The 14,848-nt window shown below is 70.5% G+C and carries 13 protein-coding genes; 12 read left to right on the top strand and 1 reads right to left on the bottom strand.

The genetic code is table 11. The features are described 5' to 3' along the window. The first annotated feature begins 92 nt into the window (after nt 1–92). From ftsZ to ACFWYS_RS19185, 6 genes are all read left to right on the top strand, one after another. The gene (ftsZ, locus tag ACFWYS_RS19210) at nt 93–1,298 is read left to right on the top strand and encodes a cell division protein FtsZ (protein WP_384769899.1); all 1,206 of its coding nucleotides are present in this window, start codon (nt 93–95) and stop codon (nt 1,296–1,298) included. A gap of 10 nt (nt 1,299–1,308) precedes the next feature. After that, complete coding sequence (gene pgeF, locus ACFWYS_RS19205; protein WP_384769896.1) at nt 1,309–2,037, top strand: peptidoglycan editing factor PgeF; 729 nt, start codon at nt 1,309–1,311, stop codon at nt 2,035–2,037. A gap of 6 nt (nt 2,038–2,043) precedes the next feature. Then, on the top strand, nt 2,044–2,763 hold the full coding sequence (locus tag ACFWYS_RS19200; RefSeq protein WP_384769893.1) for a YggS family pyridoxal phosphate-dependent enzyme: 720 nt from the start codon (nt 2,044–2,046) through the stop codon (nt 2,761–2,763). A gap of 125 nt (nt 2,764–2,888) precedes the next feature. Next, a complete protein-coding gene (locus ACFWYS_RS19195) occupies nt 2,889–3,530 on the top strand; it encodes a cell division protein SepF (protein WP_019755606.1) in 642 nt (213 codons plus the stop codon). A 58-nt stretch (nt 3,531–3,588) separates the two neighbouring features. Then, entirely contained in the window at nt 3,589–3,876 is a 288-nt protein-coding gene (locus tag ACFWYS_RS19190) for a YggT family protein (protein ID WP_004001943.1), read from the top strand. 55 nt (nt 3,877–3,931) lie between these two features. Beyond that, nucleotides 3,932–5,077, top strand: a complete 1,146-nt coding sequence (locus tag ACFWYS_RS19185; RefSeq protein WP_384769890.1) for a DivIVA domain-containing protein — start codon at nt 3,932–3,934, stop codon at nt 5,075–5,077. Nucleotides 5,078–5,286: 209 nt separating this feature from the next. Here the strand turns inward: ACFWYS_RS19185 and ileS are convergent, their stop codons facing one another. Further along, the gene (gene ileS / locus ACFWYS_RS19180; RefSeq protein WP_384769888.1) at nt 5,287–8,424 is read right to left on the bottom strand and encodes an isoleucine--tRNA ligase; all 3,138 of its coding nucleotides are present in this window, start codon (nt 8,422–8,424) and stop codon (nt 5,287–5,289) included. A gap of 603 nt (nt 8,425–9,027) precedes the next feature. Between ileS and ACFWYS_RS19175 the strand changes: the two genes are divergently transcribed. From ACFWYS_RS19175 to ACFWYS_RS19150, 6 genes are all read left to right on the top strand, one after another. Then, nucleotides 9,028–10,056, top strand: coding sequence for a TraR/DksA C4-type zinc finger protein (locus tag ACFWYS_RS19175; RefSeq protein WP_384769885.1), 1,029 nt, complete (start codon nt 9,028–9,030; stop codon nt 10,054–10,056). A 70-nt stretch (nt 10,057–10,126) separates the two neighbouring features. Next, nucleotides 10,127–10,723 (top strand): signal peptidase II, encoded by a 597-nt coding sequence (gene lspA, locus ACFWYS_RS19170; RefSeq protein ID WP_384769882.1) that lies wholly within the window; start codon nt 10,127–10,129, stop codon nt 10,721–10,723. Nucleotides 10,724–10,797: 74 nt separating this feature from the next. Beyond that, nucleotides 10,798–11,742, top strand: a complete 945-nt coding sequence (locus ACFWYS_RS19165) for an RluA family pseudouridine synthase (RefSeq protein ID WP_384769881.1) — start codon at nt 10,798–10,800, stop codon at nt 11,740–11,742. 65 nt (nt 11,743–11,807) lie between these two features. Beyond that, a complete protein-coding gene (locus ACFWYS_RS19160) occupies nt 11,808–12,224 on the top strand; it encodes a GNAT family N-acetyltransferase (RefSeq protein ID WP_384770175.1) in 417 nt (138 codons plus the stop codon). 87 nt (nt 12,225–12,311) lie between these two features. Beyond that, nucleotides 12,312–13,898 (top strand): Na+/H+ antiporter, encoded by a 1,587-nt coding sequence (locus ACFWYS_RS19155; protein ID WP_384770172.1) that lies wholly within the window; start codon nt 12,312–12,314, stop codon nt 13,896–13,898. Between the two features lie 38 nt (nt 13,899–13,936). Next, complete coding sequence (locus ACFWYS_RS19150; RefSeq protein WP_384769878.1) at nt 13,937–14,677, top strand: SDR family NAD(P)-dependent oxidoreductase; 741 nt, start codon at nt 13,937–13,939, stop codon at nt 14,675–14,677. The last annotated feature ends 171 nt before the right edge of the window (nt 14,678–14,848 follow it).

The following is a 14,848-nucleotide window of genomic DNA, read 5'->3' as shown; positions in this document are numbered from 1 at the left end:
GGACCGTCCCATTCGGCATCAGTCGCCGGTTCGCGAAGCACGTCGCTCCCCGCGATCCGACGACCCGTAAATCGAGGCGAGAGGCCTTCGACGTGGCAGCACCGCAGAACTACCTCGCAGTCATCAAAGTCATCGGTGTCGGCGGCGGTGGTGTCAATGCCATCAACCGGATGATCGAGGTCGGTCTCAAGGGTGTCGAGTTCATCGCCATCAACACTGACGCGCAGGCGCTGTTGATGAGCGACGCCGACGTCAAGCTCGACGTCGGCCGCGAACTCACCCGCGGACTCGGCGCCGGAGCCAACCCGGCCGTCGGCCGCAAGGCCGCCGAGGACCACCGCGAGGAGATCGAGGAGGTCCTCAAGGGGGCCGACATGGTCTTCGTGACGGCCGGTGAAGGCGGCGGCACCGGCACCGGCGGCGCGCCCGTCGTGGCCAACATCGCCCGCAACCTGGGCGCCCTCACCATCGGCGTGGTCACCCGCCCCTTCACCTTCGAGGGCCGCCGCCGCGCCAACCAGGCCGAGGACGGCATCGCCGAGCTCCGCGAAGAGGTCGACACCCTCATCGTCATCCCGAACGACCGGCTGCTGTCCATCTCGGACCGCCAGGTCTCGGTGCTCGACGCCTTCAAGTCGGCCGACCAGGTTCTGCTCTCCGGTGTCCAGGGCATCACCGACCTCATCACCACGCCGGGTCTGATCAACCTCGACTTCGCCGACGTCAAGTCGGTCATGTCCGAGGCCGGTTCGGCCCTCATGGGCATCGGCTCGGCCCGCGGCGACGACCGCGCGGTGGCCGCGGCCGAGATGGCGATCTCCTCGCCGCTCCTGGAGGCGTCCATCGACGGCGCCCGGGGCGTGCTGCTCTCCATCTCCGGCGGCTCCGACCTCGGCCTGTTCGAGATCAACGAGGCGGCCCAGCTGGTCAGCGAGGCCGCCCACCCCGAGGCCAACATCATCTTCGGCGCGGTCATCGACGACGCCCTCGGCGACGAGGTCCGGGTCACCGTGATCGCGGCCGGCTTCGACGGCGGCCAGCCGCCGGCCCGCCGGGACACCGTCCTGGGCTCGACCTCGAACTCGGCCCCGGCCCGCCGCGAGGAGCCCACTCCGGTACGGCAGACCGAGTCCCGCCCGTCGTTCGGCTCGCTCGGCAGCGTCACGCCGAAGGAGGAGCCGGAGCCCGCCGCACCGGAGCCGGTGGCCGACATCCCGGTCGCCCCGCCGGTCCCGCCGTCCCGGTCCTACGCCGACAGCGCGGCGGAGGAACTGGACGTCCCGGACTTCCTTAAGTGATCCTTCTGACGTGATAGCACAGCGCGACACAGTGAGCGGCGCGCACTTCGCCTTCACCGACCGGTGGGGCGGGGTGAGCGCCGCTCCGTATGCGGAGCTCAACCTCGGCGGGGCGGTCGGCGACGACACCGACGCCGTACTGACCAACCGGGAGCTCGCCGCCAAGTCGCTCGGGCTCGGTCCGGGTGACGTGGTCTGGATGAACCAGGTGCACGGGGCGGACGTCGCCGTGGTCGACGGACCGTGGCGTGATCGTCCGGTGCCCGACGTCGACGCGATCGTCACGGCGCGGCGGGGTCTCGCCCTCGCCGTCCTCACGGCCGACTGTGTGCCGGTCCTGCTGGCCGACCCGGTCGCCGGGATCGTCGCGGCGGCCCACGCGGGGCGGCCGGGCATGGTCGCCGGGGTCGTCCCGGCCGCGCTACGCGCGATGACCGAACTGGGTGCCGACCCGGCCCGGATCGTCGCCCGCACCGGCCCCGCCGTCTGCGGCCGGTGCTACGAGGTGCCGGAGGCGATGCGGGCCGAGGTCGCGACCAGGGAGCCGACGGCGCACGCCGAGACGAGTTGGGGCACGCCGGCGGTGGATGTGGCCGCCGGAGTGCACGCCCAGCTCGCGCGCCTCGGGGTGGGTGACCGGGAGCAGTCGCCGGTGTGCACCCTGGAGTCGGGCGACCACTTCTCGTACCGCCGCGACCGCACCACCGGTCGGCTCGCCGGCTACGTCTGGCTGGACTGAATGGACATGACGGACCGTAAGGACGAACTCGCCGCGAACCTGGCGAAGGTGGAGGACCGTATCGCCGCCGCCTGCGCGGCCGCCGGGCGCCCTCGCGAGGAAGTGACCCTGATCGTGGTCACCAAGACCTACCCCGCGAGCGATGTGCGGGTCCTGTCGGAGCTCGGGGTGCGCCATGTCGCCGAGAACCGCGACCAGGACGCGGCACCCAAGGCCGCCGCATGTTCGGACCTGCCCCTCGCCTGGCACTTCGTCGGCCAGTTGCAGACCAACAAAGTGCGATCCGTGGTCGGTTACGCGGATCTTGTGCAGTCCGTCGATCGTTCCAAGCTGGTGACGGCCCTGTCGAAGGAGGCCGTACGGCAGGAGCGCGAGCTCGGCTGCCTCGTCCAGGTGGCGCTGGACGCGGGAGCGAGCGCGCGTGGCGAGAGGGGCGGTGTGGCTCCGGGCGGAATCGAAGAGTTGGCCGACCTCGTGGCGAAGGCGCCGGGGCTGCGGCTCGACGGGCTGATGACCGTCGCTCCGCTCACCGGGGAGTACGCGGGGCGCCAACGGGCGGCGTTCGAGCGGTTGATGGATTTGTCGACCGACCTGCGCCGAGCTCATCCGGCTGCGAACATGGTGTCGGCAGGAATGAGTGCGGATCTCGAAGAGGCGGTGGCGGCGGGTGCGACACATGTGCGCGTCGGCACTGCGGTACTCGGAGTCCGCCCCAGGCTCGGGTAACGTCGCCAGGAAGTCGGACCACAGCAGAAAATATGGTCAATGTCGCCGAAAGGCGGGCGTAACGACCGCGTGGATGGCGGGCACTTGGCAGTCGCCGATCCACCACAGAGCGGAGGACTCAGAGCATGGCCGGCGCGATGCGCAAGATGGCGGTCTACCTCGGCCTCGTGGAGGACGATGGGTACGACGGCCGGGGGTTCGACCCCGATGACGACTTCGAGCCCGAACTGGACCCGGAGCCCGAGCGGGACCATCGACGGCATGAGCCGTCGCACCAGTCGCACAGTGCACATCAGTCCCAAAGGGACGAAGAGGTGCGAATCGTACAGCCGCCCGCGCCGCGTGAACCGGTCGCCCGATCGACTTCGCTAGCCGCGGAATCCAGCCGCCCGGCACGTATCGCGCCCGTGGCGTCCATCACACAAGAACGCGCAAGCCTGGAGAAGAACGCACCGGTGATCATGCCCAAGGTCGTGTCGGAACGAGAGCCTTATCGGATCACCACGCTTCACCCGCGGACCTACAACGAGGCCCGTACCATCGGGGAACACTTCCGTGAAGGTACTCCGGTGATCATGAATCTGACTGAGATGGACGACACAGATGCCAAGCGACTTGTCGACTTTGCGGCGGGTTTGGTGTTTGGTCTTCACGGCAGCATCGAGCGGGTGACCCAGAAGGTGTTCCTGTTGTCTCCTGCTAACGTCGATGTCACGGCGGAGGACAAGGCCCGCATCGCAGAGGGCGGGTTCTTCAACCAGAGCTGAGACGCACCACCGGAAGAAACGCACGGAACAAGGAACAGGGGAGAGGGAAGCACCAGTCATGAGCGTGGTCCTGCAGGTTCTCTACATCGCGCTGATGGTGTTCCTCATCGTGCTCATCTTCCGGTTGGTCATGGACTACGTGTTCCAGTTCGCCCGCTCATGGCAACCCGGCAAGGCGATGGTGGTCGTTCTGGAGGCCACCTACACTGTCACTGATCCACCGCTGAAGCTTCTGCGGCGGGTTATTCCGCCGCTGCGTCTCGGGGGCGTGGCGCTCGACCTGTCCTTCTTCGTACTGATGATCATCGTCTACATCCTGATCACGCTCGTGCGGAGCGCGATGTGAGCGATGTGACAGATACGGTCTTGCCGACTGCCGACGACTACGTTGAGGTGAAGAGATGCCGTTGACCCCCGAGGACGTGCGGAACAAGCAGTTCACGACCGTCCGCCTCCGAGAAGGCTATGACGAGGACGAGGTCGATGCCTTCCTCGATGAGGTCGAAGCCGAACTGACCCGCCTGCTCCGCGAGAACGAGGACCTGCGCGCCAAGCTGGCCGCCGCCACGCGTGCTGCTGCCCAGAACCAGCAGAACATGCGCAAGCCCCCGGAGGGCCCCGGCGGACCGCAGGACCAGCAGCAGGGCGGCATGCCCCAGCAGGGCGGAATGCCGCAGCAGGGCATGCGCGGTCCCGGGGCTCCCGTCCCCGCCGGGATATCGGGCCCGCCGCAGCAGCAGATGGGTGGCCCCATGGGTGGTCCGCCCCAGCTGCCGAGCGGTGCCCCGCAGCTGCCCGCCGGTCCCGGCGGTCAGGGTGGCCCTCAGGGTCCCGGTCCGATGGGCCAGGGTCCGGGGCCGATGGGCCAGCCCCCCATGCAGCAGATGGGCGGCCCGATGGGCGGTCCTATGGGTGGCCCGATGGGCGGTCCCGGTCAGGGCGGCCCCGGTGGCGACAGCGCCGCGCGCGTTCTGTCGCTCGCCCAGCAGACCGCCGACCAGGCGATCGCCGAGGCCCGTTCCGAGGCCAACAAGATCGTCGGCGAGGCGCGTTCGCGTGCCGAGGGTCTTGAGCGGGACGCCCGTGCCAAGGCGGACGCCCTGGAGCGGGACGCGCAGGAGAAGCACCGCGTCGCGATGGGCTCCCTGGAGTCCGCCCGCGCCACGCTGGAGCGCAAGGTCGAGGACCTGCGCGGCTTCGAGCGCGAGTACCGCACGCGGCTGAAGTCCTACCTTGAGTCCCAGCTGCGCCAGCTGGAGACCCAGGCGGACGACTCGCTCGCCCCGCCGCGCACCCCGGCTGCGGCGTCTCTCCCGCCGTCCCCGGCGCCCTCCATGGCACCGGCCGGCGCGAGCGCCCCGTCGTACGGCGGCAACCAGACGATGGGCGGCGCCCCGTCTCCGGCTGCTCCGTCCTATGGCGGTCAGCAGCAGATGTCCCCGGCGATGACCCAGCCGATGGCGCCCGTGCGTCCGCAGGGTCCGGGCCCGATGGGTCAGGCTCCCTCGCCGATGCGTGGGTTCCTGATCGACGAGGACGACAACTGACGGTTGGTAGTACGCCTCAGGCGTCGGCAGCGTTCAGGGCGGGGCCCCGGATTTCGATCCGGGGCCCCGCCCTTTTGCTACGCGTGTTCATGGAGTTTGCGGTGTTTGTTCGGCCCTGGGGGCGGTGTCCGACGTACACAACGCCGAAGGCCCGGGACCACCAAGATTCTTTGGTGGTCCCGGGCCTTCGGTCGCCCGGCCGAGTCCCGCTACTGCTTGCGCAGGCGGAACGTCAGGGTCAGCCCCTCGTCCACAAAGGCGGAGCCGTACGTGCCGTCCGCCTCGCCCTGGGCGAAGTCCGTCGCCAGGACCTCGTCGGCGATCAGCTCGGCGTGCTCGCCGAGGGCCGCGACCGTCGCCGGGTCCGTCGCCGTCCAGCGCAGGGCGATCCGGTCGGCCACGTCCAGGCCGCTGTTCTTGCGGGCCTCCTGGATCAGGCGGATCGCGTCACGGGCCAGGCCCGCGCGGCGCAGCTCCTCCGTGATCTCCAGGTCCAGGGCGACCGTCGCACCGGAGTCGGACGCCACCGACCAGCCCTCGCGCGGGGTCTCCGTGATGATCACCTCGTCGGGCGCGAGCGTGACCGTCTCACCGTCGACCTCCACCGACGCCGTGCCCTCGCGCAGGGCCAGGGACAGCGCCGCCGCGTCCGCGTTCGCGACGGCCTTCGCCACGTCCTGGACGCGCTTGCCGAAACGCTTGCCCAGGGCGCGGAAGTTGGCCTTGGCGGTGGTGTCCACCAGGCTGCCGCCCACCTCGGACAGCGACGCCAGCGACGAGACGTTCAGCTCCTCGGTGATCTGCGTGTGCAGCTCGGGGTCGAGGGTCTCGAAGCCCGCGACCGCCACCAGGGCCCGGGACAGCGGCTGGCGGGTCTTGACACCCGACTCCGCGCGCGTGGCACGGCCCAGCTCGACCAGCCGGCGGACCAGGACCATCTGCTTCGACAGCTCCGGGTCGATCGCCGACAGGTCCGCCTCCGGCCAGGAGGCGAGGTGGACCGACTCCGGGACGCCGGGGGTCACCGGCACGATCAGGTCCTGCCAGACCCGCTCGGTGATGAACGGGGTCAGCGGGGCCATCAGCTTGGTGACCGTCTCGACGACCTCGTGCAGGGTGCGCAGCGCCGCCTTGTCGCCCTGCCAGAAACGGCGACGCGAGCGACGGACGTACCAGTTGCTCAAGTCGTCGACGAACGCCGAGAGCAGCTTGCCGGCGCGCTGGGTGTCGTACGCCTCCAGGGCCTGGGTCACCTGGTCGGTGAGCGCGTGGAGTTCGGAGAGCAGCCAGCGGTCCAGGACCGGGCGGTCGGCGGGGGCCGGGTCGGCCGCGCTGGGCGCCCAGTTGGACGTGCGGGCGTACAGGGCCTGGAAGGCGACCGTGTTCCAGTAGGTGAGGAGGGTCTTGCGCACCACCTCCTGGATCGTGCCGTGGCCCACGCGGCGTGCCGCCCACGGGGAGCCGCCGGCCGCCATGAACCAGCGCACCGCGTCCGCGCCGTGCCGGTCCATCAGCGGGATCGGCTCCAGGGTGTTGCCCAGGTGCTTGGACATCTTGCGGCCGTCCTCGGCGAGGATGTGGCCGAGGCAGACGACGTTCTCGTACGACGACTTGTCGAAGACCAGGGTGCCGACGGCCATCAGCGTGTAGAACCAGCCGCGGGTCTGGTCGATGGCCTCGCAGATGAACTGCGCCGGGTAGCGGGCCTCGAACAGCTCCTTGTTCTTGTACGGGTAGCCCCACTGCGCGAACGGCATCGAACCCGAGTCGTACCAGGCGTCGATGACCTCCGGCACGCGCGTGGCCGGCTTCTCGCACTGGGGGCAGGCGAAGGTGACGTCGTCGATGAACGGGCGGTGCGGGTCCAGGCCCGACTGGTCGGTGCCCGTCAGCTCGGTGAGCTCGGTGCGGGAGCCGACGCAGGTGAGGTGGTCGTCCTCGCAGCGCCAGATCGGCAGCGGGGTGCCCCAGTAGCGGTTGCGGGACAGCGCCCAGTCGATGTTGTTGTTCAGCCAGTCGCCGTACCGGCCGTGCTTGACCGTCTCCGGGAACCAGTTGGTGTTCTCGTTCTCCTGGAGGAGGCGGTCCTTGGCGGCCGTGGTGCGGATGTACCAGGAGGGCTGCGCGTAGTAGAGGAGCGCGGTGTGGCAGCGCCAGCAGTGCGGGTAGCTGTGCTCGTACGGGATGTGCCGGAAGAGGAGGCCGCGCTGCTGGAGGTCCTCGGTGAGCTGTTCGTCCGCCTTCTTGAAGAAGACGCCGCCGACCAGCGGGACGTCCTCCGCGAAGGTGCCGTCCGGGCGGACCGGGTTCACCACGGGCAGGCCGTAGGCGCGGCAGACCTTGAGGTCGTCCTCACCGAAGGCGGGGGACTGGTGGACCAGACCCGTACCGTCCTCGGTCGTGACGTACTCGGCGTTGACCACGTAGTGGGCCGGAGCCGGGAACTCCACCAGCTCGAACGGGCGTTGGTACGTCCAGCGCTCCATCTCGGCGCCGGTGAAGGTCTGGCCGGTGGTCTCCCAGCCCTCGCCGAGCGCCTTGGCGACGAGCGGCTCGGCGACGACGAGCTTCTCCTCGCCGTCCGTTGCGACGACGTAGGTGACCTCGGGGTGCGCGGCCACGGCCGTGTTGGAGACCAGGGTCCAGGGCGTGGTCGTCCACACCAGGAGCGCTGCCTCACCGGCCAGCGGACCGGAGGTGAGCGGGAAACGGACGTACACCGAGGGGTCGACGACCGTCTCGTAGCCCTGCGCGAGCTCGTGGTCCGAGAGGCCGGTCCCGCAGCGCGGGCACCAGGGGGCGACGCGGTGGTCCTGGACCAGCAGGCCCTTGTCGAAGATCTCCTTCAGCGACCACCAGACCGACTCGATGTACTCGGGGTCCATCGTGCGGTACGGGTCCTGGAGGTCGGTCCAGTAGCCCATACGGGTCGTGAGGGCCTCGAAGGCGTCGGTGTGCCGGGTCACGGACTCGCGGCACTTGGCGTTGAACTCGGCGATGCCGTACGCCTCGATGTCCTTCTTGCCGGAGAAGCCGAGCTCCTTCTCCACCGCGAGCTCCACCGGGAGGCCGTGGCAGTCCCAGCCGGCCTTGCGGGCGACGTGGTAGCCGCGCATGGTGCGGAAGCGGGGGAAGACGTCCTTGAAGACGCGGGCCTCGATGTGGTGGGCGCCGGGCATGCCGTTGGCGGTGGGCGGGCCCTCGTAGAACACCCACTCGGGGCGGCCCTCGGACTGCTCCAGGCTCTTGGCGAAGATCTTCTGCTCACGCCAGAAGTCGAGCACCGCGTGCTCAAGCGCGGGCAGGTCGACCTGGGCGGGCACCTGGCGGTACGTCGGCGTTGTCATCAGCGAGCTTCCTCCGGCGGACTTGCTGCCTTCCGTCCGGAGGGACGAGAGCCGAACTTTCCGTACGCCGGTTTCGGCGCGCTCCCGCGGTACCACCCTCCTTGGCCCTCCGACGCGGGGTGTGCGTCGGCGAGCCCCCTCATTGGGGTCGCGATGCCGGCTCTACTCGCCGCTGCGCTTCGGCTGCGGCTTTCTTCCGGCGGCTCCGGGGTGATCTTCACGTCGCGCTCGCCCCCGGGCTTCCACCGTCCCCGGGTCGCTCTGGGCTGCGTACGTCGCTACTCGTCCCCATCCACGCTTTTTCGCTCCGCCCAGTGTACGGCTCCGCACGGACAGCGGCCGACCGGATTCCCGGGGCGCGGGGGCGGGGGTCGTGTTCTGGACTCGATGACCCGAATGGTGCGGTACGTGCGTTCGGATTCTGGGACGTCCGGCTCGGCGGCATACCCCGCGGGGAGCTGGGCACAACGCTTGCATGTCTGCCCCGCGGCATGCGCGAGGCGGGCGAATCGGGCGGTGTGCCCCGTTGCCGCGGGACTCAAGTCGATTTATCGTCCCAGCACGATTCGCGAGCAAGATCACAATATGTGAAGGGGCCGCGGCATGGTGGCGAAGAAGACCGCCGAACAGCAGTCGGCGTCGGGCAGGTCCACCCATGCGGACGCCTCCGGTGGTGCGGCCAAGGATGTGAGCGGGAAGAGCGCGCAGGGGAGCGAGTCCAAGGGGAGCGAGTCCAAGGGGAGCGATTCCACGGGGAGCGCGGCGAAGAAGGCCGAGAAGAAGGCGGGGGCGAAGGCTGGGGCGAAGGCGGGCGCCAAGAAGGCGACGGCGGCGGCCGCCAGGACGGCCACGAAGAAGGCCGTCACCGCCAAGACCCCGGGTCCCGAGGCGGCCGGCGGGAAGGCGGCCGCGGCCAAGAAGGCGGCCGGTGCCGAGGGGGCTCCCTCGAAGGAGACGGCGGCCAGGAAGACCGCGAAGACCGTGTCCAAGGGCAGGGCGGCCAAGGAGAGCGCGGCCAAGGAGGGCGCGGGCAAGAAGGCCGTGACCGAGGAAGCGGTCCCCAAGAAGGCGGCCAGGAAGAGTGCGGTCGCCAAGAGCAGGGCCAAGAAGGCGGGCGCGGCGCAGGCCGCGGAGCAGACGGGAGCCACGACGGTGGTTGCGAAGAAGACTCCTGGCACGGCCACGGCGGCGAAGACCGCCGTTCCCAAGGCACGCATCGCCGCGGCGGTGGAGCCCGGCGAGCTCGCGGTACGCCCCGGCGAGGACCCCTGGACCCCGGAGGAGGTCGAGGAGGCACGGGCCGAGCTGATGTCCGAGGTCGTGCGCCTGCGTGATGAGATCACGTCGTCCGAGCAGTCGCTCGTCGGCCTGATGCGGGACTCCGGGGACGGCGCCGGCGACGACCAGGCGGACACCGGCGCCAAGAACATCACGCGCGAGCACGAGCTGGCGCTCGCCGCCAACGCGCGCGAGATGCTCACCCAGGCCGAGCGGGCCCTGGAACGGCTCGACGCGGGTACCTACGGTCTGTGCGAGAGCTGCGGTAACCCGATCGGCAAGGCCAGGATGCAGGCCTTCCCGCGCGCGACCCTCTGCGTGGAGTGCAAGCAGAAGCAGGAACGCCGGTACTGACCGGTAGGCGGGTGCCGCCGGACGTGCCGTACTCTCGTGCTCAGTCAGGTACCTAGGTCGAGGGACTCACGTGGCAGAGGCGGAGCGCATCATCGGTACGCCGGACACCCCAGAGGCGGCGGGAGCCGAGCCGGAGCAGTCCGAGGAGCAGGCGACGGACACCGGGTCCGAGCGGCCCCGGGGCAAGCGCCGGATCGCCGTGCTGTTCGGAGTCGCCGCGTTCGCGTACGCCCTGGACCTGGTCAGCAAGATGATCGTGGTCGCCAAGCTGGAGCACCACGCGCCGATCGAGATCATCGGGGACTGGCTGAAGTTCGAGGCGATCCGCAACGCGGGCGCGGCCTTCGGTTTCGGTGAGGCCTTCACCGTGATCTTCACGGTGATCGCGGCGGCCGTGATCGTGGTGATCGCCCGGCTCGCCCGCAAGCTGTACAGCCTGCCCTGGGCGATCGCGCTCGGCCTGCTGCTCGGCGGTGCGCTCGGCAACCTCACCGACCGGATCTTCCGCTCGCCGGGTGTCTTCGAGGGCGCGGTCGTGGACTTCATCGCACCCAAGCACTTCGCCGTGTTCAACCTCGCCGACTCGGCGATCGTGTGCGGCGGCATCCTGATCGTGCTGCTGTCGTTCCGGGGGCTGGACCCCGACGGCACCGTGCACAAGGACTGATTCCCACAAGGGGCCGTGGCAGTTGTCCACAGGCTCCGTCCGGGGGCGTCGGCCCCGTCCGGCATACTCGTCGGGTGAGCACGATTCCCGAGATCCGTACCCTGCCCGTGCCGGACGGCCTGGAGGGCGAGCGCGTCGACGCCGCCATCTCCCGCATGTTCGGCTTCTCCCGCACCAAGGCCGCTGAGCTCGCCGCGGCGGGGAAGGTCACGGTCGACGGCTCGGTGGTCGGAAAGTCCGAGCGGGTGCACGGCGGGGCCTGGCTGGAGGTCGAGATGCCGGGCGCGCCCGCGCCGGTGCAGATCGTCGCCGAGCCGGTCGAGGGCATGGAGATCGTGCACGACGACGATGACGTGGTGGTGATCGTCAAGCCGGTCGGCGTCGCCGCGCACCCGAGCCCCGGCTGGTCCGGGCCGACGGTCATCGGCGGGCTGGCCGCCGCCGGGTATCGCATCTCCACGTCCGGGGCCGCCGAGCGTCAGGGCATCGTGCACCGGCTCGACGTGGGCACCTCGGGGCTGATGGCCGTAGCCAAGTCCGAGTACGCGTACACGTCGCTCAAGCGCCAGTTCAAGGAGCGCACGGTCGACAAGCGGTACCACACGCTCGTCCAGGGCCACCCCGACCCGACCAGCGGCACCATCGACGCGCCCATCGGCCGCCACCCCAACCACGACTACAAGTGGGCGGTCACGGCCGACGGCAAGCCGTCCGTCACGCACTACGACCTCATCGAGGCGTTCCGCGCGGCCTCCCTGCTCGACGTGAAGCTGGAGACCGGGCGCACCCACCAGATCCGCGTGCACATGGCGGCCCACCGCCACCCCTGCGTCGGCGACCTGACCTACGGCGCCGACCCCACCCTCGCCAAGCGGCTCCGGCTGACCCGCCAGTGGCTGCACGCCGTCCGGCTCGGCTTCGAGCACCCCGGGGACGGCCAGTGGGTGGAGTTCGCCTGCGACTACCCGGCCGACCTGCAGGAAGCCCTCGACCAGGTCCGTGAGGAGACATACGCGTGAGCGTGCCGCCGTCGGCGTCGCCGTCGTATGCCGTGCGGGTCGCCGACGATCCCGCCGACCGTGAGATGTGCCTCGCGGTGCGCAAGGACGTCTTCGTCGGCGAGCAGGGGGTGCCGGAGGACATCGAGTACGACGCCTACGACGCCACCGCCGTGCATGTGCTGGCGGTCCGGGAGGACGGCGTGCCGCTCGGGACCGGCCGACTGCTGCACGGGGAGGCGGCCGCGGCGAAGGCCGGCGGTGATCCGGCCGTGGGGTCGCTGGGGCGGCTCGCCGTGACGCAGGCGGCGCGTGGGCTCGGCGTCGGGGCCGCGCTGGTGCGGGCCATCGAGGACGCGGCACGCACGCGTGGCCTGGTGGCCGTGGACCTGCACGCGCAGACGCAGGCGCTGGGGTTCTACGAACGGCTGGGGTACGTGGCGTACGGGCCGGAGTTCCCCGACGCGGGGATGCCGCACCGGGCGATGCGGCGCGCTCTGTAGCCGGGGTCGCGCAGGCGCTGGTGAGAAGGGCGGCGTGGCAGGCTTGAGGTCTGCCTTGTGGAAGCCGAGATCACCGGAGCGCTGACCGTGGATCAGTTGGCCCTGCTGTTCGTGCTGTTGCTCGGGGCCGTGGTGAGTGTCCCGGTGGGGGACCGGTTCGGGTTGCCCGCGCCGGTGCTGATGACCCTGCTCGGGATCGTGCTCGCGCTGCTCGACTTCGTGCCGAACGTCGACGTACCGCCGGATCTGATCCTGCCGCTGCTGTTGCCGCCCCTGCTCTACGCGGCCGTACGACGGACCTCCTGGCGGCAGTTCGCGGCGAATGTGCGGCCCATCTTCCTGCTCGCCGTGGCGCTGGTGTTCGTCACGACGCTGTGCGTGGCCGCGGTCGCCCACGCGATCGTGCCGGGGCTGCCGCTGGCCGCCGCCGTGGCGCTGGGCGCGCTCGTCGCACCGCCCGATCCGGTCGCCGCGACCGCCGTCGCCGGGCAACTCGGGCTGCCCAGGCGCCTGGTGTCCATCCTGGAGGGCGAGGGGCTCTTCAACGACGTGACGGCCATCGTGCTGTACCACGTGGCCATCGCCGCCGCCGTGAGCGGCAGCTTCACCGCGTGGGAGGCGGGACTCGATCTCGTGCTCTCCGCCGTCGTCGCGCTGGCCGTCGGGCTCGCCCTCGGGTGGGGCGCCAACAAGCTGATGGACATGCTCGGGGATCCGACCCTGCAGATCGGGCTCTCGCTGCTCGTGCCGTACGCCTCGTATGTGCTTGCCGAGGAGCTCCAGGGCTCCGGTGTGCTCGCCGTGCTCGTCACCGCCCTGTTCCTCGCCGAGTACGCCACCGACGCCGACGACGTGATGACGCGGCTGGCCGGGCACACCTTCTGGGACATCGTCGACACGCTGGTCACCGGTGTCGCGTTCGGGCTGATCGGGCTCGAACTGCACATCGCGGTGCGCACGGCGTCCGGACGCTGGGACGAGATGCTCGGCTGGGCGGCCACGGTGGTCGGCGTCGTCGTACTGGTGCGGCTGCTGTACCTGCTGCCGGCCACCTGGCTCACCAGGCGCATGCATGCGAGACGGGACTACGACGAGGAGGTCCCGATGAGCTGGCGCGAGACCGTCGTGATGTGGTGGTCGGGGATGCGCGGGGTGGCGTCCGTGGCCCTGGCGCTGGCCATTCCGCTGGAGACCGACGCGGGTGATCCCTTCCCCGACCGCAACGAGATCGTGTTCATCGCGTTCGGGGTGATCATGGCGACGCTGGTGGTGCAGGGGCTGACCCTGCCGTGGCTGGTGAAGCGGCTCGGGGTGCGGGCCGACAGCGAGCGGGAGAAGGAGTTCGAGAAGGAGCTGGCGGTGCGCGCGGCGAAGGCGGCGAAGCGCAGGCTGAGGGAGATCGAGGAGGTCGAGGACCTGCCCGAGGAGCTGGCCGAGCAGATGCTGCGCCGGGCGTTCGAGATCGGTGTGCGGATCAGCCCCGACATGGGGGAGGACGAACGCAGGGAGGCGCATCAGCAGCGGGTGCGGCGGCTCAAGCGGGTGCGGCGGATCCAGAACGAGCTGCTGAGCGCGGCCCGGCACGAGGTGCTGGCGGCACGCAGTGAGCCGGGGGCCGATCCGGAGGTGGTGGACCGGGTGCTGCGGCATTTGGACGTGCGCAGTCTGAGGTGATCTAGCCGCCGACCGCTGTCGTTTCGTACGATCTGATCATGGCTCGCAACATTGTCATCAGTGGAGGCGGTACGGGGATCGGGCTCGCGGCGGCACAGCTGTTCGCGGCGGACGGGGACCGGGTGCTGCTGCTCGGCAGACGCCCCGAGGTGCTGGAGAAGGCCGCTGTGCCCGGAGCCCTCACCTACGCGGCGGATCTGAGCAGGACGCGCGGGGTGCGCGGCGTGGAGCGGTTCGTGGCGTCGGAGTTCGGGACCGTGGACGTGCTGATCCACAGCGCCGGCGGTTCCGGGTATCTGGAGCCCAAGGTGGACAGCGACGAGCCGCTGGACGTCGTCCTGCACAACTGGACCCTCAACTTCGGCCTCAACACCCTGACCGCGGCCCTGCTCACCGAGGCCCTGAAGGACCGGCTCGCCGACCCCGGCGGGCGGGTGCTGTTCCTCAGCTCCATCGCCGCCTTCCGGGGCTCCGGCAGCGGGGCGTACGCGGCGTCCAAGGCCGCGCTGCATCCGTACGCCCATGATCTGGCCCGGCAGTTGGGGCCGCGCGGGATCACCGTGAACGTGGTCGCGCCGGGCTACATCGAGGACACCGAGTTCTTCGGCGACGGGATGGACGAGGAGCGGCGCGCCCGGTTGGTCGCGGAGACCTCGACCGGGCGCGCCGGTACGCCCGGGGACGTCGCCGCGACCCTGCACTGGCTGGCGTCCCACGGCGCCGGGCACATCACCTCGCAGATCATCCAGGTGAACGGCGGGGCCGAGCGCGGGCACTAGGCGCTCCGCCACAGGGCCGCGACAGGCAGGCCGTCGGTTGTCTGCGGCGGCGTTGTGGCTGGTCGCGCCCGCGCGGCGGAGCCGCAGATCGAAACAGCCCCGCGCCCCTGAACGGCGGGGCGCGGGCCTGCCCCCCCCGTCATGGGCGGTGCCGGCGGGGCGCCCGCGGGT

It is taken from the genome of Streptomyces sp. NPDC059010 (assembly GCF_042740355.1).
Classification (GTDB): Bacteria; Actinomycetota; Actinomycetes; order Streptomycetales; family Streptomycetaceae; genus Streptomyces.
Note: the sequence above shows the minus strand (reverse complement) of the source record. Positions and strands in the feature narration are given on the sequence as shown.